Raw genomic sequence first — 19,165 nt, forward strand, 5'->3', positions numbered from 1 at the left:
CTGAGTCCTCATGTGCCGCCCTCAACCGGCGTCTTCCGGGTCCCCATATACGGAGCGGGGCTCCAAGAGGCTCACAGCGGCACTCAGCGCTTCCGGCTGTCAACCCTTGGCTACTTGGGAGTCAGATCGCGATTCGCAACCGCGTGCCGTTGCGCGACTCGACCGCCGCGCACCCACATATGTGATGTCAGTCACCCATAGGTGTCGCCGGGCCCCTTGCTGCCCGGAGCACGCAGCGGACCGTAGTTGCGGGCGGGCCCACTGGGCCCGAGCACCTTGATCACCTTCACCGTGCCATGGCCCAGATCCTCGTTCAGCCGGGCCACCAGGGTGGGTGCCAGCAGGCGCAGATTCGTCGCCCAGGCCGTGGAGTCGCAGCGCACGACCAGCACCTGCTCGTCCTCGTCGTACCGCTCCGGCACGCAGTGGTTGGCCACGTCCTCGCCGACGATCTGCGGCCAGCGCCCCATCACCCCGCCCACCGCGGCCGGGGCCTCCCAACCGCGTTCGGTGATCAGCCGGTTGATCGCCGCACCGAACGCCATGGGGTCGCGCCCGTCGGCGCGCGCGCCGGAGCGCAGGCCCCCGCGCCGCGCCTGCTTCTTCTGCCGCGCCGCGTCCCCACGCGCGCGTGCCTGTTCCTTGGCCGCCCTGAGCGCCACGCGCGCGAGGTCGACGCCGGACGGCTCCGGGGCCTTCTCGGGGACGACGGGCTCTTCGTCCGTCATACGCGCTCCACCGCCCCGTCCGCCACGGAGAACCGCGTCCCCGCCAGTACGTGCGGTACGTCGTCGTCGACCGCGGCCGTCACCAGGACCTGCTCCCCGGGCGCGACCAGCTCCGCCAGCCGCTCGCGCCGCCGGGTGTCCAACTCGGCGAACACGTCGTCGAGCACCAGCACCGGCTCGTTGCCCTCGGCCCGCAACAGGTCGTACGACGCCAGCCGCAGCGCCAGCGCATAGGACCAGGACTCACCGTGCGAGGCGTACCCCTTGGCCGGCAACTGACCGAGTTTGAGCACCAGATCGTCCCGATGGGGTCCTACGAGGGTGATGCCCCGCTCGATCTCCTGCTTGCGCGCCTCCGCGAGCGCCCCCATGAGCTGCTCGTAAAGGTCCTCGCGCGTGTGTGCCTCACCGGGCGCTGACGGCTTGTACTCCAGGACGATCGGGCCGCCGCCGGGCGCCAGTTGCTCGTACGCCTTGTCGGTCAGCGGCTGGACCGCGGCGACCAGGTCCAGGCGCTGGGCGAGCAACTCGGCGCCCACGCGCGCGAGATGCTGGTCCCAGACGTCGAGCGTCGACAGGTCCATGGAGCGGCCGCCGTGCCGCCGGGCCAGGGCCGCGCTCTTGAGGAGCGTGTTGCGCTGCTTGAGAACACGCTCGTAGTCGGAGCGGACGCCGGCCATGCGCGGGGAGCGGGCGGTGATCAGTTCGTCGAGAAAGCGGCGCCGCTCACCGGGGTCGCCCTTCACCAGGGCGAGGTCCTCCGGCGCGAACAGCACGGTCCGCACGATGCCGAGCACGTCACGCGGTCTGACCTGCGAAGACCTGTTGATACGAGCACGGTTGGCCCGGCCGGGGTTCAGCTCCAGCTCGATCAGCTGCTGCCGCTCGCCCTGCTTGACCTGCGCCCGGATGACCGCGCGCTCGGCGCCCATGCGCACCAGGGGGGCGTCGGAGGCGACGCGGTGGCTGCCGAGGGTGGCGAGGTAGCCGACGGCCTCGACGAGGTTCGTCTTGCCCTGCCCGTTGGGGCCCACGAACGCGGTGACGCCGGGGTCGAGCGGAACGTCGACCCCGGCGTACGAGCGGAAGTCGGCCAGCGACAGATGCGTGACGTGCATGGTCGTTCGCCGACCTCCCCCGGGTTGTGGACTGCCGGGCAGCCCTGTGGATTACTTCGTCTCGACCGCGTGGCCGCCGAACTGGTTGCGCAGCGCCGCGATCATCTTCATCTGGGGCGAGTCGTCCTGGCGGGAGGCGAACCGCGCGAACAGCGACGCGGTGATCGTCGGCAGCGGCACCGCGTTGTCGATGGCGGCCTCCACGGTCCAGCGGCCCTCGCCGGAGTCCTGTGCGTAGCCCTTGAGCTTGTCGAGGTGCTCGTCGCCGTCGAGCGCGTTCACGGCGAGGTCCAACAGCCAGGAACGGATCACCGTGCCCTCCTGCCAGGAGCGGAAGACCTCGCGCACGTCCGTGACGGAGTCGACCTTCTCCAGCAGCTCCCAGCCCTCGGCGTAGGCCTGCATCATGGCGTACTCGATACCGTTGTGGACCATCTTGGCGAAGTGCCCGGCGCCCACCTTGCCGGCGTGCACCGAGCCGAACGTGCCCTCGGGCTTGAGGGCGTCGAAGACCGGCTGCACCTTGGCGACGTTCTCCGCGTCGCCGCCGTACATCAGCGCATAGCCGTTCTCCAGGCCCCAGACGCCGCCTGAGACGCCGCAGTCGACGAATCCGATGCCCTTGGCGGCCAGTTCCTCGGCGTGCTTCTCGTCGTCCGTCCAGCGGGAGTTGCCGCCGTCCACGACGACGTCGCCCGGCTCCAGGAGCTCGGCCAGCTCGTCCACGGTCGACTGGGTGGGGGCACCGGCCGGGACCATCACCCAGACCACGCGCGGGCCCTCGAGCTTGCCCACAAGCTCTTCCAGGCTGTGGACATCGGCGAGATCCGGGTTGCGGTCGAATCCGATGACGGTGTGACCTGCGCGGCGGATCCGCTCGCGCATGTTGCCGCCCATCTTGCCGAGGCCGACGAGACCGAGCTCCATCAGTTGTTCCTTAGGTTGCGGTGTGGCGTGTGGGGCACTTTCGTACCTGCGTCCGAGCCTAGACCCGGACGCTCGCGCACACCTGTGGGCATACGCGCTCAGACGTACACCCTCACCTGGGGCTTTCTGCCGAGGGCGGTCAGCCGCTCAGCCGCACCGGCATGATCAGGTACTTGTAGGCCTCGTCCGCCTCGGCGTCCAGCGCCGGCTTGCCGCTGAGCAGCGCGGGCTTCGTGGACGTCGTGAACGACAGCTGGGCGACCGGGGAGTCGATGGCGCTCAGGCCGTCCAGCAGGAACGTCGGGTTGAAGGCGATCGACACGTCGTCGCCCTCCAGCTGGGCGTCGACCCTTTCCACAGCCTGTGCGTCGTCGCTGGAGCCGGCCTCCAGGATCAGCACGCCCTGCTCGAAGCTGAGCCGCACCGGGGTGTTGCGCTCGGCGACCAGGGCCACGCGCTTGACGGCCTCCACGAAGGGGGCGGTCTCGATCACCGCGATGGAGTTGAACTCCGTCGGGAACAGCGAGCGGTACTTCGGGAGGTCGCCCTCCAGGAGCCGGGTCGTCGTACGGCGGCCCGCGCCCTCGAAGCCGATGAGGCCCTCGCCCGCCCCGGAACCGGACAGCGCCAGGATCACGCTGTCGCCGCTCGTGAGGGCCTTGGCGGTGTCCAGGAGCGTCTTGGCGGGCACCAGGGCGACCGCGGACGCCTCCGGGTTCTCCGGCTTCCACAGGAACTCGCGGACCGCGAAGCGGTAGCGGTCGGTGGAGGCCAGCGTGACCGTGTCGCCCTCGATCTCGATGCGCACACCGGTGAGCACGGGCAACGTGTCGTCGCGCCCGGCGGCGATGGCCACCTGGGCGGCGGCGGCCGCGAAGACCTCGCCGGGGACCGTGCCAGTCGCGTTCGGCATCTGCGGCAGCGCCGGGTACTCCTCCACAGGCAGTGTGTGGAGCGTGAAGCGGGAGGAGCCGCAGACCACCGTCGCCCGTACACCGTCTGTGGAAATCTCCACCGGGCGGTTGGGGAGCGCGCGGCAGATGTCCGCGAGCAGGCGGCCGGAGACCAGGACCGTGCCCTCTTCCTCGACCTCGGTCTCCACCGACACGCGTGCGGAGACCTCGTAGTCGAAGCTCGACAGGCTCAGCTGGCCTTCCTCGGCCTTCAGCAGAAGGCCGGCGAGGACAGGCGCCGGCGGACGGGCCGGGAGGCTGCGTGCCGCCCAGGCCACTGCCTCCGCGAGTACGTCGCGTTCCACCCGGATCTTCACTGTTGCCGCCTCCTGCTGTTGCCGGCGCTTCTCGGCCTGCCTGGCTTCGTCGTCTGTGTCGGTGTTGTCAGCCCCTGTGAAGGGAAGGACACCGGGGAACAGTCTGACGCACCCCACTGACAGTAGGTGCCTCTCGGGGTCAAGTCGTGACGAGGGGCAGCCGGGAGCCGGACGGCGAGTTGTGCACAGGGCCCACTTCGAAACGGTTTCCCAGCTCTCTCTAGTTGCTAGTAGTAGTAGGGGCTGTGGATACCGTGGATAACCTCGTTTTCCCAGCTCAGAGTGGGAATTTTGTCCACTGGCCCTGTGGGCGGAGGCGGTGGACAACCGGGCGCTTCTGTGGAGAACGGAAAGTTCTGCACACTCCATGCACAGCCGAGGGGCAGTTCTCCCCAGCGCCGTCCCCAGCTTTACCCACGTTTCCCACAGCCCAACCCGGCACCTTCGTGTGACGCCTTTCACTCGACCCGGTGATCTGGCGCGTCGCGTTGCCGAACAGTGGACAGGGGTGTGGAGAAGCTGGGGATCGCTGGGGACAACCGGCCCTGGCCTGTGGGTTGTCGGTGGACAACTTCATGCACAGCTTGTGGATCATTCGGCTGTCCACAGTCTGTGGAGATCGTTCGTCCACTAATCCACAGGCACCTGACCTGGGCTGACGGTCTTTCGGCAACGGCGCCTGTGGACACGATCTGGACAACTTCCCGGTCCCCAGGGTGTGGACGCCAGAAAGTCGCCGAATCTGTGGAGGAAGGCCGTAACCCGGCCCCTATTCGAACAGCGGGTTGCCGCGACACGAAGAAGGGCGCCCTCGGGAACTCGTCCCGGGGCGCCCTCAGCGAGCTGTCCGCGCGGCTGTCAGCCGTTCTTGATGCGGTTCGTCAGCTCGGTCACCTGGTTGTAGATGGACCGCCGCTCGGCCATCAGATTGCGGATCTTCCGGTCCGCGTGCATGACGGTGGTGTGGTCGCGCCCGCCGAACAGCGCGCCGATCTTCGGCAGCGACAGGTCGGTCAGCTCGCGGCACAGGTACATGGCGATCTGCCGTGCCGTCACCAGGGCGCGCCCGCGCGAGGTGCCGCACAGGTCCTCGACGGTGAGCCCGAAGTAGTCGGCGGTCGCGCTCATGATGGCCGTCGAGGTGATCTCGGGGGCCGAGTCGTCGCCGCCGGGGATCAGGTCCTTGAGGACGATCTCCGTCAGGCCCAGGTCCACCGGCTGCCGGTTGAGCGACGCGAACGCCGTCACCCGGATCAGCGCGCCCTCCAGCTCGCGGATGTTGCGCGAGATGCGGGACGCGATGAACTCCAGGACCTCCGGCGGGGCGTTGAGCTGCTCCTGCACCGCCTTCTTACGGAGGATCGCGATACGCGTCTCCAGCTCGGGCGGCTGGACGTCGGTGATCAGACCCCACTCGAAACGGTTCCGCAGCCGGTCCTCCAGCGTCACCAGCTGCTTGGGCGGCCGGTCGCTGGAGAGCACGATCTGCTTGTTCGCGTTGTGGAGCGTGTTGAAGGTGTGGAAGAACTCCTCCTGCGTCGACTCCTTGTCCGCCAGGAACTGGATGTCGTCGACAAGAAGGATGTCCATCTCGCGGTACCGCTTGCGGAAGCTGTCGCCCTTGCCGTCGCGGATGGAGTTGATGAACTCGTTGGTGAACTCCTCCGAGCTCACGTACCGCACACGCGTGCCCGGGTAGAGGCTCCGCGCGTAGTGCCCGATCGCGTGCAGCAGGTGCGTCTTGCCGAGCCCCGACTCCCCATAGATGAACAGGGGGTTGTACGCCTTCGCCGGCGCCTCGGCGACGGCCACCGCGGCCGCGTGCGCGAAGCGGTTGGAGGCGCCGATGACGAACGTGTCGAAGAGGTACTTCGGATTCAGGCGCGCGGTCGGCTCGCCGGGGCGGGTCGCGGGCGCGGGCTGCGCGGCCAGCGGGCCCGGAGCGCCGGAGCCCATGGAGCCGCCGCGGTGGACGTGCCCGGAGTTGGACGGCGGCTCGGACCGCTCCCGGCGGGCGTCGCGCTGGTCGTAGTCGGACCGGGGCGCGTCGTAGTCGGGGCGCGGCTGGTCGTACTCGGAGCGCTGACCGTCGTACGGCGGGCGCTCCATCGACTGCGGGCGGTAGTCCTGGGACGGCGGTGCGTACGAGTCCTGCGGGTTGTACGGCTCCTGCTGCTGGCCGTAGCCGTCCTGGGAGGGCGAGGCATAGGGGTCGCGCTCCGGGAAGCCGAGTCGCGGCTGCTGCCAGCTGTACTCGTCCTGGGGCGGGCGCGGCCAGGCGCCGGGCTCGGGGCGCTGGTACTCGGAGGGGTAGGCGGGGCGGGCCGTCGGCAGCTGGTCCTGGCGTGAGGGGGGCAGCTGGTCGCTCGGAGCGCCGGGCAGCTGGTCGGGGCGGCCGGAGCGGCGGTCGTCGGCGCGGTGGCGGCCGTAGCCCTCGTACTGGCCGGAGGAGTGTTCGGGCTCCTCGTAGCGCTGCTGGGGGCGGGACGGTGGCGCCGGCGGTCCCGGAGGTTCGCCCGCGGAGTCGTCGACGGTGATCGCGATCCGGATCGGGCGGCCGCATTCGCGGCTCAGTGTGTCGGCGACGATGGGGGCCAGCCGGCCTTCGAGGACCCCCTTCGCAAACTCGTTCGGTACGGCGAGCAGGGCGGTGTCGGCCACCAGCGCAAGGGGCTGGCAGCGCCGGATCCAGTGCTCGTCCTTCGCCTCGACCCCCTGCGCACGCCCCTCACCGAGGAGCTGCTCCAGTACTCGTGGCCACACTGCGGCAAGATCGGCAGGCACGTCAGCCACAGGGCACGCTCTCTCGTGGGTCCCACGAACGTGTGGTTGCGGGACGGATCGGGTGGTAAATGGGGTGGCGGTGGGGACAAGGGAACGAATCGGAGTCCAGCCACGGTAGTCAGGGCGACGGGTGCGGTTCAAGTTGTTGTCCCCAGGCTGTGGATAGTGTCTCCTGGTGACCCCTGGTTTGACCGGATGGCTCAGCCGCGCGTACCGTAACCAGGTCGAGTTGTCGATGGCTGCTGCCGCCTGCCTCCGATGGGCACAGATCGCTGAAGGTGATCGGGAAGCGGTGCAATCGGGCGTGACGCGAGCTTCCTCGTGGGCGCACGGTGACAGCCAGGACGGCACCCGCCAACACCGATTGATTTCTGGAGCCCCCGAGTGAGCAAGCGCACCTTCCAGCCGAACAACCGTCGTCGTGCCAAGACCCACGGCTTCCGCCTGCGGATGCGTACCCGTGCCGGTCGCGCGATTCTCGCGAACCGTCGTGGCAAGGGTCGCGCCAGCCTGTCCGCCTGATCCCGATCAGGTCATGACGTCGTGCTGCCTACCGAGCATCGGCTGAGGCGGCGCGAAGACTTCGCGACCGCGGTACGACGAGGGCGCCGGGCCGGACGCCCGTCCCTAGTCGTCCATCTTCGTAGCGGTGCCACGGACCCGCACGCGCCAGGGGAGAGCGCTCCCCCGACGCGTGCGGGTTTCGTCGTGAGCAAGGCCGTGGGCGGTGCGGTGGTACGCAACAAGGTGAAGCGGAGACTGCGTCACCTGATGCGCGATCGAGTCGCCCTGCTGCCCCCCGGTAGCCTGGTAGTCGTACGAGCGCTGCCCGGTGCGGGTGACGCCGACCATGCACAGCTGGCCCGAGACCTGGATGCCGCCCTGGAGCGACTGCTGGGAGGGGGCGCGCGATGAAGTACCCACTGCTTGCACTGATCAAGCTGTACCAGTGGACGATCAGTCCACTGCTCGGCCCGGTGTGCAAGTACTACCCGTCGTGCTCCCACTACGGCTATACAGCCATCGATCGGCACGGTGCGATCAAGGGCACGGCACTCACCGCCTGGCGCATCCTGCGGTGCAATCCGTGGTCGCTCGGCGGTGTGGACCATGTGCCGCCCCGCAAGCGCCCGCGGTGGCACGAACTGCTGCGCGGCGCCTGGCGTGCACGCAAGGGCGGGACCTCCGCCGCCGAACAGGCCATCGAGGGACATACTCCTTCGAGCCCGGCCGCCGAGACCCCGTCCCATGTCCAAGGAGCATGATTAGTGGACACGATTGCCAGTCTTTTCAGCTTCATCACGACACCCGTTTCCTGGGTCATCGTCCAGTTCCACTCCGTCTACGGGAAGATCTTCGGTCCCGATACGGGCTGGGCCTGGGGCCTGTCGATCGTGTCTCTCGTGATCCTGATCCGCATCTGCCTGATCCCGCTCTTCGTGAAGCAGATCAAGGCGACCCGGGCCATGCAGACGCTGCAGCCCGAGATGAAGAAGATCCAGGAGCGCTACAAGAACGACAAGCAGCGCCAGTCCGAAGAGATGATGAAGCTGTACAAGGAGACGGGTACCAACCCGCTCTCCTCGTGCCTTCCCATCCTGGCGCAGTCCCCGTTCTTCTTCGCCCTGTACCACGTGCTCAACGGCATCGCGACGGGCTCGACGATCGGCGTCATCAACGACTCGCTGCTCGCCAGCGCGCGTAAGGCGCACATCGTCGGCGCCCCGCTCGCCGCCAAGTTCACGGACGGCAGCAGCAAGGTCGAGGCCCTCGGTGCCACGCTGACCGATGTCCGCGTCGTCACCGCGATCATGATCGTGATGATGTCGGCGTCGCAGTTCTACACGCAGCGCCAGCTGATGACGAAGAACGTCGACACCACGGTGAAGACGCCGTTCATGCAGCAGCAGAAGATGCTGATGTACGTCTTCCCGGTCATGTTCGCCGTCTTCGGCATCAACTTCCCCGTCGGTGTCCTCGTCTACTGGCTGACCACCAACGTGTGGACCATGGGCCAGCAGATGTACGTCATCCGCAACAACCCGACGCCGGGTTCCAAGGCCCAGGCCGCCTACCTGGAGCGCCTGACCAAGCACGTCACGCACCACGGCAAGACGCGCAAGCGGAGCGAGAAGACCATCGTCAAGGCGATCGTCGCCAAGGGCCGGGACCGCAACGAGTTCGAGCGCAAGTTCATCAACTCCCTGAACAAGGCGGGCCTTGCGGCCGCGGTGGACGGCACCGTGGCGAAGGGCGAGGCCGAGGCCGCCACGCTGACCGAGGACGGCACGCCCATCACCGGCGGCACTCCCAAGCGCCAGCAGCCCAAGCGTCAGACGAAGTCCCAGCGCCAGGGCGGCCCCAGGACGGCCGGCGAGTCCACCGAGTCCACTTCGCCGACGTCGCTGGAGAAGTCCGACGAGCCACAGGACGCCAAGCCCGCCGACAAGCCTGCCGACAAGCCCGCGTCGAAGTCCGGCGCGAGTGGTCGCAGCAAGGCCCAGTCCGGGCAGCGCAAGGGCGGTCCGCAGCGCCCCAAGTCCCCCTCCAAGAAGTAAGAAGGAGCCCATCCCGTGACGGAAGGCACCACCTCCGCTCCCGCCGAGGGTGTAGACACCCTGTCCCGCCTGGAGCAGGAGGGCGAGATCGCGGCGGACTACCTCGAGGGTCTGCTGGACATCGCCGACCTCGACGGTGACATCGACATGGACGTCGAGGCCGACCGCGCCGCTGTCTCGATCATCAGCGACTCGGGCGGCCGAGACCTGAACAAGCTGGTCGGCCGTGACGGTGAGGTGCTGGAGGCGCTCCAGGAGCTCACGCGCCTCGCCGTGCACCGGGAGACCGGGGACCGTAGTCGGCTGATGCTGGATGTCGCCGGCTACCGCGCCAAGAAGCGTGAGGAGCTCTCCGAGCTGGGCGCCAAGGCCGCCTCCGACGTGAAGAACACCGGCGAGCCGGTGAAGCTCAACCCGATGACGCCGTTCGAGCGCAAGGTCGTGCACGACGCGGTCAAGGCCGCGGGCCTGCGCAGCGAGTCCGAGGGCGAGGAGCCGCAGCGCTTCGTCGTCGTACTTCCCGCCTGATCGGTCCGTACGGTCCTCCGGCCCCGTCTGTAGCGCAGACGGGGCCGAAGTTTGTCAGCCTGATAGTTCTGGTGGTCGGCGCTCGGTGCGCTGATGCGGTACGGAAGGACGGTCCCCGTGACGGAGGCAGCGGAACTCCCCCCTGCGCCCGAGCAGGCGCGTGAGGTGTTCGGCGATCGGTTCTCGGATGCGGTCCGGTACGCGGAGCTGCTCGCCGAGGCGGGCGTGCAGCGCGGTCTGATCGGTCCGCGTGAGGTGCCCCGGCTGTGGGAGCGGCACCTGTTGAACTGTGCGGTGCTCTCGGAGGTGGTGCCCGAGGGCGTGACGGTGTGCGATGTCGGCTCCGGGGCCGGCCTGCCGGGCATTCCCCTGGCGCTGGTCCGGGAGGACCTGAAGATCACGCTGCTGGAGCCCCTGCTGCGGCGGACGAACTTCCTCACCGAGGTCGTCGAACTGCTGGGCCTGGACCATGTGACGGTCATGCGGGGCCGGGCCGAGGAGGTCATGGGCAAGCTGCCGCCTGTGCACGTGGTGACGGCCCGGGCCGTGGCACCGCTGGACCGGCTGGCCGCCTGGGGGATCCCGCTCCTTCGTCCGTACGGCGAGATGCTCGCCCTCAAGGGCGACACCGCCGAGGAGGAGCTGAAGGCGGCGGCCACGGCGCTGAGCAAGCTCGGTGCGGTGAGGACGTCGGTCCTCCATGTGGGCGACGGCGTCGTGGATCCGCTGTCCACGGTGGTGCGGGTCGAGGTCGGGGAGAGCCCCGGTGGGGTGCGCTTCGCGGCCAAGAAGGCGAAGGCGGCCCGGACCGGACGGGTACGTCGCCGTCGCTGATCCGTCCTGACGACGAGACGTACTCCACACAAGCTGTCAAACCTACGCATGCCGGAGTGTCGCGACAGTTTGGGTCACCACTGCTGTGCATCGTGTTTCACGTGAAACGTCGCTCCTTGTTGCACGGCATCATCAGCCGGGGCCGCGCCGCGGAACCGCGCGACCGAAAACCCCTAGGTTCGCTGAGAGAAGGCGCTTCCGATGACGCTCCGTCCCCCTTGAGGGGCACGGAGTTGTCCACAGAGGTGGATTTCTCCACAGAACACCAGGCCTCACTGGTTCACGACCCCGAAGACATGGGAGGCTCTGTTCATTGCGAGCCTGAAGTCGAGGAGAGTGAATCCTTGCGGTCCGACGCCAACATCGCGGGACCGATGACCGATCCGGTCCCCGGTCCCCGTACCGAGTCGATGGGGGAGGATGTTTCACGTGAAACACCGCCTCCGATGGACGACACTCCGATCGGTCGTGCTGCCCAATTGGCGGTAGAGGCTCTCGGCCGTGCCGGCGAGGGGCTCCCACGTCCCGAGCAGACGCGCGTCATGGTGGTCGCCAACCAGAAGGGTGGCGTGGGCAAGACGACGACGACCGTCAATCTTGCCGCCTCCCTTGCCCTGCACGGTGGCCGAGTCCTGGTGATCGACCTCGACCCTCAGGGCAACGCATCCACTGCGCTGGGGATCGACCACCATGCCGAAGTCCCATCCATCTACGACGTCCTGGTCGAGAGCAGGCCCCTGGCAGAAGTCGTTCAGCCTGTACCTGACGTCGAGGGTCTCTTCTGCGCCCCCGCCACGATCGATCTCGCCGGTGCGGAGATCGAGCTGGTGTCCCTGGTGGCCCGGGAGAGCAGGCTGCAGCGGGCCATCCAGGCCTACGAGCAGCCCCTCGACTACATCCTCATCGACTGCCCGCCCTCGCTCGGCCTGCTGACGGTCAATGCGCTGGTTGCCGGTGCGGAGGTCCTCATCCCGATCCAGTGCGAGTACTACGCGCTGGAGGGACTGGGCCAGCTGCTGCGGAACGTCGACCTGGTGCGGGGCCACCTCAACCCCAACCTGCATGTATCGACGATCCTGCTCACCATGTACGACGGCCGGACGCGTCTGGCGTCCCAGGTCGCCGACGAGGTGCGCAGCCACTTCGGCGACGAGGTGTTGAGGACGAGCATTCCCCGCTCGGTCCGGATCTCCGAGGCACCGAGCTACGGGCAGACGGTGCTGACGTACGATCCGGGGTCCAGCGGTGCCCTGTCTTATCTTGAGGCGGCACGAGAACTCGCGCTGAAGGGTGTCGGCGTCAGCTATGACCCGACGCAGGCCCACATCGGCGCCCAGAGCAACCCGAGCATGGTGGAGGGCATTCAGTGAGTGAGCGACGGAGGGGTTTGGGCCGTGGTCTCGGCGCACTGATCCCCGCTGCCCCGACGGAGAAGACGCCGGCCCCCGCCGCGATGGGAGGCGCCGGTTCCGCGTCGCCGACGTCGGTGCCGGTGCTGACGACCGACCGCGGTGTGGCCGCGGCGAAGGTGGCCATGCTGCCGCCTGTTTCACATGAAACCGAGGAGTCGTTCCTGAACGGCGTGGAGACGCCGGCGCCTCCCATCGGTGCGTACTTCGCGGAACTCCCCATCGACTCCATCACGCCGAACCCGCGCCAGCCGCGTGAGGTCTTCGATGAGGACGCGCTGCAGGAACTCGTCACCTCCATCAAGGAGGTCGGCCTCCTCCAGCCGGTCGTCGTACGGCAGACGGGTTCCGCCCACTACGAGCTCATCATGGGTGAGCGGCGGTGGCGGGCCTGCCGTGAGGCGGGGCTCGAGGCGATCCCGGCGATCGTGCGGGCCACGGACGACGAGAAGCTTCTCCTGGACGCCCTCCTGGAGAACCTGCACCGCGCACAGCTGAACCCGCTGGAAGAGGCAGCCGCCTACGACCAGTTGCTGAAGGACTTCAACTGCACGCACGACCAGCTGGCGGACCGCATCGGTCGCTCCCGCCCGCAGGTCTCCAACACCCTGCGTCTGCTGAAGCTGTCGCCGGCCGTTCAGCGCCGGGTCGCGGCAGGAGTCCTCTCTGCGGGCCACGCACGGGCGCTGCTCTCCGTGGACGACTCGGAGGAGCAGGACCGGCTGGCGCACCGCATCGTGGCCGAGGGACTCTCGGTGCGGGCGGTTGAGGAGATCGTGACCCTCATGGGGTCGCGTCCGCAGTCGGCTCAGCGCTCCAAGGGACCGCGGGCCGGCGCCCTGGTCTCCCCGGCACTCACCGATCTCGCGGGGCGTCTCTCGGACCGCTTCGAGACACGGGTGAAGGTCGACCTGGGGCAGAAGAAGGGCAAGATCACCGTCGAGTTCGCCTCCATGGAGGACCTTGAGCGCATCCTCAGCTCCCTCGCCCCGGGTGAGGGACCGGTCCTGCAGAAGAGCCTTCTGGACGGCGATTCCGAGGAGACCGAGGACTGAGATCCTCGGTGGCCGGCCGGGCGGTTTCGCTCGACCGGCCACCGGAGCGGGTCGTGTCCGGTGTGTACCGGAACACGGCCCGCTCTTTGCTTTCAGGCAGTATCGATGGAATCGCATCGTGGATACGATGCGTTCGGGTATGGCACATCCACCTGGCAGCACCTCTTGGGGAGGCAGGGCCATGCGAACGATGAGCCGCACCGGACTGGTGGGCGCAGCCCTGGGACTGGGCGCGGTCGGTGGCTTCGTCGGCAGCCTGCTCAGGGAACACAGCGCTCTGACGGCCGCCCGCGGCGCCGCGGGCGAAGGAAGCGAGGAACAGCCTTCATGGGGCGCCGGCTCGTACCGCTCACGCTGGACAACCTCTCGGACCTTCCCCAGCGTTGCAGGGCGTGCGTCTTCTGGGAGTTGGACCCAGTCAGCGGCGAAGCCGCGGTAAGGGGCGGCACGGCCGCACTGGAGAAGGAAGGGTGGATCTCCGCCGTCCTGCTGGACTGGGGATCCTGCGGCCGGGTGGTCTACGTCGATGACGTACCGGCGGGCTTCGTGCTCTACGCCCCTCCGGCCTATGTTCCACGGGCGACGGCGTTCCCCACGAGCCCTGTGTCTCCGGACGCCGTCCAGCTGATGACCGGCTTCATCGCGCCCGGCTACCAGGGACAGGGACTCGGCCGCGTGATGGTTCAGACGGTCGCCAAGGATGTGCTGCGCCGAGGCTTCAAGGCGATCGAGGCCTTCGGCGACGCGCGCTGGAAAGAGCCTGGTTGCGTGCTGCCCGCCGATCACCTCTTGGCCGTCGGCTTCAAGACCGTTCGCCAGCACCCGACTTATCCGCGGCTGCGGCTGGAGCTACGGACGACGCTCTCCTGGAAGGAAGACGTGGAGATGGCGTTGGACCGGCTGTTGGGAGCCGTGCAGAAGGAACCGGTGTTGCGTCCGCTCTAAAGCGAATGAGCCCCCGCTCATGCGAATGGGCCGACCCTTGTGGGTCGGCCCATTCGTGTTTCACGTGAAACATCACTCGGCAATGAAGTCCTCGAGGTCGCGGACGATCGCGGCCTTCGGCTTCGCACCGACGATGGTCTTGGCGACCTCGCCGTTCTGGTAGACGTTCAGCGTCGGGATGGACATGACGCCGTACTTGGCTGCCGTACCCGGGTTCTCGTCGATGTTCAGCTTGACGATCTCGATCTTGTCGCCGTACTCGGCGGCGATCGCCTCGAGGGACGGAGCGATCTGGCGGCACGGACCGCACCAGGCGGCCCAGAAGTCCACGAGGACGGGCTTGTCGCTCTTGAGGACGTCCTGCTCGAAGGAATCGTCGGTCACGTGCTTGAGGGTGCCGGCCACGGCGGGCTCCTTAACTGGTTGGTGCGGTGGGGCGGACGGAGGTCAGACAGCGGTCTTCTCGGGCTCGGCGTTCTCCTCGTCCGCCAGGGCGGCGAGGAAACGCTCGGCGTCGAGGGCGGACGCGCAGCCTGTGCCGGCCGCGGTGATCGCCTGCCGGTAGGTGTGGTCGACGACGTCGCCGGCGCCGAAGACACCCGTCAGGTTGGTGTGGGTCGAGGGGGCGTCGACCTTGAGGTAGCCCTCCTCGTCCAGATCCAGCTGACCCTTGAAGAGCTCGGTGCGCGGGTCGTGGCCGATCGCGATGAACAGGCCCGTGACCGCCAGGTCGGAGAGCTCGCCGGTCTTGAGGTTGCGCAGCTTCAGACTCGCGAGCTTCTGGTCGCCCTGGATCTCCGCGACCTCGCTGTCCCAGACGAACTTGATCTTCGGGTCGGCGAAGGCGCGCTCCTGCATCGCCTTGGAGGCGCGCAGGGTGTCCCGGCGGTGGACGATCGTCACGGACTTGGCGAAGCGGGAGAGGAAGGTCGCCTCCTCCATCGCGGTGTCACCGCCACCGATCACGGCGATGTCCTGGTCCTTGAAGAAGAAGCCGTCACAGGTGGCACACCAGGAGACTCCGCGTCCGGAGAGCACGTCCTCCTTGGGCAGACCGAGCTTGCGGTGCTGGGAGCCGGTGGTGACGATGACGGCCTTCGCCTTGTGGACGATGCCCGCGGTGTCGGTCACGGTCTTGATGTCGCCGGTCAGGTCGACGGAGACGATGTCGTCCGGAACGAGCTCGGCGCCGAAGCGCTCGGCCTGGGCGCGCATGTTGTCCATGAGGTCTGGGCCCATGATGCCGTCCCGGAACCCCGGGAAGTTCTCCACGTCGGTGGTGTTCATCAGCGCGCCGCCGGCGGTGACGGCGCCCTCGAAGACCAGCGGCTTCAACGACGCGCGCGCGGTGTAGAGCGCCGCCGTGTAGCCGGCGGGCCCGGAGCCGATGATGATCACGTTACGGACGTCGCTCACGACTGGATTCCTCGTCTCTGGACTGCATCGTCAGACCGGTGGGAGCTCCTTTCAGAACTCTCACCCCACCCAACGGATCCTAAGGGGCGCGCATTCCCACTGTGTCCGGGCACACGGGAGCAGTCACAGTGGGCGGGGACACGGTACGGAGTATCACGCGGCACGAGGACGAAGCGCGGGCGCTCAGGGCTGGGCGTAGGACTTCGTCAGCAGGACCTTCGCCTCGGTGGACGGCGCCTTGGTCGCGCAGGTCGCGTCCATGATGTACGCGGTCACCTTGGCGCTGTCGGAGGCGTCGGTCAGGACCACCAAGAGGACGGGTGTCCCCTTGTAGGTGCCTTTCTGCGTGGCGAGGGCCGGGTCGGTCCGGCCGATGCCCTTCTGGATGCAGTCGGGCACGTTGGGTGCATTGAAGATCTTGGGCGAGACGGTGTCGGTGCCAGGATCTCCCTGGATCCCGAAGCTGTGCGAAGCGCCGGAGCTGCTCCCCGAGCGGTCCTTCTTTCCGAGGAGATCGGCCACCTGCTTCTGAAGCCCGCCCTCGGAGAAGGTGTCTGCCACAGTGGACTGCCGGCCGTTCGCCTCCGCGTCGGAGGGCTTGCCGTCGTTGTGCGTGGCGACCATGACGCCACCGAACCCGAGAGCGGCAACCGCGAAGACGCTTCCGAGGACGGCGACCCTACGACGCCCGCCGGGCTTCCGGTCCTTGCGGCCCGGCCCGGTCGTCGTGACCCGCGCATGGCCGGACGGCCGGTCTGCCGTTGCCGATGTTTCACGTGAAACATGCGCGCTGTCGTTGTCGCCCCGGGCGGACAGAGACGAAGACGCACTCACGAGCACAGGAGTGTCTGCGTGGTCAGACGTCGTCGCGTCCAGCAGCGCCTCGGCGGCGAGGGCCGCGTCGATCCGTCCCGCGACATCGTCGGGCATCCGCTGCGCGCCCGGCACCGCGCCGAGCAGACCCCGGATCTCCTCCAGGGATACGTACACGTCCGCGCAGAGCTCGCACTCGTCCAGATGCCGTCGTACCTCGGCGGACCGGGACGGTAGGAGCAGGCCCTCGGTGAGGTCGGAGATCTCGGCGACGTCCGGGTGTCCGGCCATGTCCGTCGTGGATGTCACGCTCGCCCACCTCCGCCCTTCACTGCAGCTGGATCGCTTGGTCCTGTGTCGCGTGGACCGGTGCTTGGCGGTCCCGCTGCCGGTGGGACGGATGTCCCCTGCGTCCGGTTCCGCCCCCGGCCTCCTTCCTTTCCTTCACCTGCGTTTTCCGGCCGCAGGTGGGTGAGGAGGGGGAGCAGTCTGGCTCTGCCGCGCGCACAGCGGCTCTTCACGGTCCCGGTGGGGACGTCGAGCATGCGGGCGGCTTCGGCGACGGGGTATCCCTGCATGTCCACCAGGACGAGGGCCGCGCGCTGATCGGGCGGCAGCGTGCCGAGGGCTTGCAGGAGCTGGCGGTGCAGGTCGTTGCGCTCGGCCGGCGCCTCCGCCGACTCGTGCGGTTCCAGGAGCTGCTCGAGCCGCTCGTTGTCGTCGACCGGAGAGGTTTTCCGTGAGGCCGCCTTGCGGGCCCGGTCGAGACAGGCGTTCACCGTGATCCGGTGCAGCCACGTCGTGACGGCCGACTGGCCGCGGAAGGTGTGGGCGGCCCGGTAGGCGGAGACGAGGGCGTCCTGCACGGCGTCAGCGGCCTCCTCGCGGTCGCCCAGCGTCCGCAGGGCGACGGCCCAGAGCCGATCACGATGCCGCCGTACGAGCTCACCGAAGGCGTCGGGGTCGCCCTCCACGTGGCGGGCGAGCAACTCCTGGTCACTCGCTCCCGCGTATCCGGCGCCTTCCGCCATCTGACCCCCTCCGCCTTGCCGTCAGCCTCAGCTGGTGACCTTGATGTCCGCCACCCGACCGCGGTAGGTGCCGTCTTCCGTCAGCGGCAGCTTGGTCAACCAGACCAGCAGGTAGCGGGACTTGAGGGTCTCGTCGGGCTTGAGGGTGACGCTCGTACCCGAACCGCCGGCGACCTTCTTGTAGGAGTCGAAGGACGTCGGCTCCGAGCCTGCGTCACCGGATGCGGCGCGCAGTTCGACGGACGTGTCCCCCATGAAGGTAACGGTCACCTTGCCGACCTGCTGGACCTTGCCGAGATCAAGGATGACACCGAGGCCCGACTTGAGGTTGCCGAAGGTGGCGCCCTTGTAGAAGTTCGTCTCCCAGTAGGTCGACGGGCTGTTGTCGTAGGTCTTGCCTATGTCGGCCGGCTTCTCGGACCCGTCGCCGAACGGGTCGAAGTCCTGAGCGCCGCTGATGGCGATCGGCTTGCTGATCGTCTTCTGCGAGTTCTTGTCGTTGCCGTCCGTCGTCTGCGTCTGGTTCGTGTCGTCGGACTTGTTGCCCTTGTCCATGAGGGCGTCCGCGAGCTGCCAGCTGCCGAGGCCCAGGGCGGCGATCAGGAGGGCCGAGACGGCCCACTTGAGGGCCTTGCCGGTGCGGCTCTGCAGCGGGGCCGGCGGCGAGGGCATCTGCTGGGTGGAGCCGGGGTGCGGTGCGGGGCGGCCGTACGAGCCCTGCTGGTACGTCGTGCGCTGATACTCCGGCGGAGCCGTGAACGCGGGCTCCGGCGGCCTGATGCGCGGCATCTCGCCGACCGCCTTGACCAGTTCCTCCGGCGTCGTGCACGGCGCCTCGTGACGGGACGCCGTCGCCCCGTCGTTGGCGAGCGCCCGCATGGAGAGCTCGGACAGGCCCCGGTGGACGTGGGCACGCACCTGGTCGGGCGCGATAAGGCCGACGTCCTTGGGCAACCCGGCCAGACCGTACGCGTCGTCCTCGTACGGCCAGCGCTGGGTGAGCGCCGCGTACAGGAGGGCGCCGACGGACTCCGTGTCGGTGCGCTGCGGGGTCTCGGAAGTGATGCCGCGCAGCGCGGCGTTCACGGCGAGGCCGCGGATACGCCACTGACCGCTGGAGGTGCGCAGCACGGCGTTCGGGTTGAGCCGCAGATGCGCCAGGCCCTCGCGGTGCGCGGCGGCCATCGCCGAGGCGATCTGACTGACCATCTGGTACGCGTCGTGCGGCTCCAGTGGACCCGGGGCGAGCAACGAGGTCAGCTCGACCGCGTCGGGCAGCCACTCGTGGACGACGTAGACGAGGTCGTCCTCCTCGACGGCGTCGAGGACCTGGACGAAGCGCGGGTCGCCGAGCAGTGCCGAGGAGCGGGCCGCTGCCAGGACCGAACGTGCCCGCGCATGGTCCGCGGGCAGGAGGTGGACGCCTACGGCGCGGCGCAGTTTCTCGTCCACGGCGCGCCAACTGCTGAATCCGTCCAGACGGGTGACGCATTCCTCGAGCCGATACCGCTTGGCGAGCTTGTGGCCGCTGTGCAGCTCGGGCGGTGAGGCCTTCTCGGGACTCTCGGTCCCGCCACTCCCCTGTGCCTCGTCGTTCTCCGTGTCCCGCTCCCGGTTCTGGGCCACGCCGTCGGCCGTGGACTGGTCCGCCTCGGCGGTCAGCGGCTCGTCGCCACTGTTGTCTGCCACGTCGACGGCAGCCGTGCTCCGTTCCGCCACCGTCGTCCCTGCCTCCCCACTCATCGCGCG

19 protein-coding genes are annotated in these 19,165 nt (G+C 68.4%); 9 read left to right on the forward strand and 10 right to left on the reverse strand.

What is annotated here, in order from left to right:
* Positions 1-191: 191 nt before the first annotated feature.
* The 5 genes from M2283_RS11535 to dnaA form a co-directional block, all read right to left on the reverse strand.
* The gene (locus M2283_RS11535) at positions 192-728 is read right to left on the reverse strand and encodes a DUF721 domain-containing protein (protein ID WP_280876040.1); all 537 of its coding nucleotides are present in this window, start codon (positions 726-728) and stop codon (positions 192-194) included.
* Positions 725-1,846: a DNA replication/repair protein RecF gene (recF, locus tag M2283_RS11540; RefSeq protein WP_280876041.1), complete on the reverse strand. Its 1,122-nt coding sequence runs from the start codon at positions 1,844-1,846 to the stop codon at positions 725-727. Before recF ends, M2283_RS11535 begins: the two co-directional genes overlap by 4 nt.
* 51 nt (positions 1,847-1,897) lie before the next feature.
* Positions 1,898-2,773 carry a phosphogluconate dehydrogenase (NAD(+)-dependent, decarboxylating) gene (gene gnd, locus M2283_RS11545; RefSeq protein WP_280876042.1) on the reverse strand — a complete coding sequence of 292 codons (876 nt, stop codon included), beginning with the start codon at positions 2,771-2,773 and terminating at the stop codon, positions 1,898-1,900.
* 139 nt (positions 2,774-2,912) lie between these two features.
* A complete protein-coding gene (gene dnaN / locus M2283_RS11550; protein WP_280876043.1) occupies positions 2,913-4,043 on the reverse strand; it encodes a DNA polymerase III subunit beta in 1,131 nt (376 codons plus the stop codon).
* 858 nt (positions 4,044-4,901) lie between these two features.
* Positions 4,902-6,836, reverse strand: a complete 1,935-nt coding sequence (dnaA, locus tag M2283_RS11555) for a chromosomal replication initiator protein DnaA (RefSeq protein ID WP_280876045.1) — start codon at positions 6,834-6,836, stop codon at positions 4,902-4,904.
* Between the two features lie 375 nt (positions 6,837-7,211).
* Here dnaA and rpmH point away from each other — a divergent pair, with 375 nt between their 5' ends.
* From rpmH to M2283_RS11600, 9 genes are all read left to right on the forward strand, one after another.
* A complete protein-coding gene (gene rpmH / locus M2283_RS11560; RefSeq protein ID WP_006381191.1) occupies positions 7,212-7,349 on the forward strand; it encodes a 50S ribosomal protein L34 in 138 nt (45 codons plus the stop codon).
* Positions 7,350-7,370: 21 nt separating this feature from the next.
* Positions 7,371-7,742, forward strand: a complete 372-nt coding sequence (gene rnpA, locus M2283_RS11565; RefSeq protein WP_280876046.1) for a ribonuclease P protein component — start codon at positions 7,371-7,373, stop codon at positions 7,740-7,742.
* A complete protein-coding gene (gene yidD / locus M2283_RS11570) occupies positions 7,739-8,092 on the forward strand; it encodes a membrane protein insertion efficiency factor YidD (protein WP_280876047.1) in 354 nt (117 codons plus the stop codon). Before rnpA ends, yidD begins: the two co-directional genes overlap by 4 nt.
* Before the next feature lie 3 nt (positions 8,093-8,095).
* Complete coding sequence (yidC, locus tag M2283_RS11575; RefSeq protein ID WP_280876048.1) at positions 8,096-9,385, forward strand: membrane protein insertase YidC; 1,290 nt, start codon at positions 8,096-8,098, stop codon at positions 9,383-9,385.
* A 15-nt stretch (positions 9,386-9,400) separates the two neighbouring features.
* Complete coding sequence (locus M2283_RS11580) at positions 9,401-9,913, forward strand: protein jag (RefSeq protein ID WP_280876049.1); 513 nt, start codon at positions 9,401-9,403, stop codon at positions 9,911-9,913.
* A gap of 117 nt (positions 9,914-10,030) precedes the next feature.
* Positions 10,031-10,747 (forward strand): 16S rRNA (guanine(527)-N(7))-methyltransferase RsmG, encoded by a 717-nt coding sequence (gene rsmG, locus M2283_RS11585; protein WP_280876050.1) that lies wholly within the window; start codon positions 10,031-10,033, stop codon positions 10,745-10,747.
* A gap of 296 nt (positions 10,748-11,043) precedes the next feature.
* Complete coding sequence (locus M2283_RS11590; RefSeq protein ID WP_280876266.1) at positions 11,044-12,117, forward strand: ParA family protein; 1,074 nt, start codon at positions 11,044-11,046, stop codon at positions 12,115-12,117.
* Positions 12,114-13,211 (forward strand): ParB/RepB/Spo0J family partition protein, encoded by a 1,098-nt coding sequence (locus M2283_RS11595; protein ID WP_280876051.1) that lies wholly within the window; start codon positions 12,114-12,116, stop codon positions 13,209-13,211. The genes M2283_RS11590 and M2283_RS11595 overlap by 4 nt, the downstream gene beginning before the upstream one ends.
* A 327-nt stretch (positions 13,212-13,538) precedes the next feature.
* Positions 13,539-14,156 (forward strand): GNAT family N-acetyltransferase, encoded by a 618-nt coding sequence (locus M2283_RS11600; protein WP_280876052.1) that lies wholly within the window; start codon positions 13,539-13,541, stop codon positions 14,154-14,156.
* Positions 14,157-14,228: 72 nt separating this feature from the next.
* Here M2283_RS11600 and trxA read toward each other — a convergent pair whose 3' ends face one another.
* The 5 genes from trxA to M2283_RS11625 all read right to left on the reverse strand — a co-directional run bounded on the left by trxA (position 14,229) and on the right by M2283_RS11625 (position 19,135).
* Entirely contained in the window at positions 14,229-14,561 is a 333-nt protein-coding gene (trxA, locus tag M2283_RS11605; protein ID WP_123998972.1) for a thioredoxin, read from the reverse strand.
* Between the two features lie 42 nt (positions 14,562-14,603).
* On the reverse strand, positions 14,604-15,572 hold the full coding sequence (trxB, locus tag M2283_RS11610; RefSeq protein WP_280876053.1) for a thioredoxin-disulfide reductase: 969 nt from the start codon (positions 15,570-15,572) through the stop codon (positions 14,604-14,606).
* 183 nt (positions 15,573-15,755) lie between these two features.
* Complete coding sequence (locus M2283_RS11615; protein ID WP_280876054.1) at positions 15,756-16,694, reverse strand: hypothetical protein; 939 nt, start codon at positions 16,692-16,694, stop codon at positions 15,756-15,758.
* A complete protein-coding gene (gene sigM, locus M2283_RS11620; RefSeq protein WP_280876055.1) occupies positions 16,691-17,416 on the reverse strand; it encodes an RNA polymerase sigma factor SigM in 726 nt (241 codons plus the stop codon). Before sigM ends, M2283_RS11615 begins: the two co-directional genes overlap by 4 nt.
* A 27-nt stretch (positions 17,417-17,443) precedes the next feature.
* On the reverse strand, positions 17,444-19,135 hold the full coding sequence (locus tag M2283_RS11625; RefSeq protein ID WP_280876056.1) for a protein kinase family protein: 1,692 nt from the start codon (positions 19,133-19,135) through the stop codon (positions 17,444-17,446).
* Positions 19,136-19,165 lie beyond the last annotated feature (30 nt).

This window comes from Streptomyces pseudovenezuelae (assembly GCF_029892565.1).
Lineage (GTDB): Bacteria > Actinomycetota > Actinomycetes > Streptomycetales > Streptomycetaceae > Streptomyces > Streptomyces pseudovenezuelae_A.

Bases quoted from the DNA above. Each gene is read 5' to 3' on its own strand.
- M2283_RS11535 (WP_280876040.1), bottom strand. From the start codon at position 728: ATGACGGACGAAGAGCCCGTCGTCCCCGAGAAGGCCCCGGAGCCGTCC.
- recF (WP_280876041.1), bottom strand. From the start codon at position 1,846: ATGCACGTCACGCATCTGTCGCTGGCCGACTTCCGCTCGTACGCCGGG.
- gnd (WP_280876042.1), bottom strand. From the start codon at position 2,773: ATGGAGCTCGGTCTCGTCGGCCTCGGCAAGATGGGCGGCAACATGCGC.
- yidD (WP_280876047.1), top strand. From the start codon at position 7,739: ATGAAGTACCCACTGCTTGCACTGATCAAGCTGTACCAGTGGACGATC.
- M2283_RS11590 (WP_280876266.1), top strand. From the start codon at position 11,044: ATGGGAGGCTCTGTTCATTGCGAGCCTGAAGTCGAGGAGAGTGAATCC.
- M2283_RS11600 (WP_280876052.1), top strand. From the start codon at position 13,539: ATGGGGCGCCGGCTCGTACCGCTCACGCTGGACAACCTCTCGGACCTT.
- sigM (WP_280876055.1), bottom strand. From the start codon at position 17,416: ATGGCGGAAGGCGCCGGATACGCGGGAGCGAGTGACCAGGAGTTGCTC.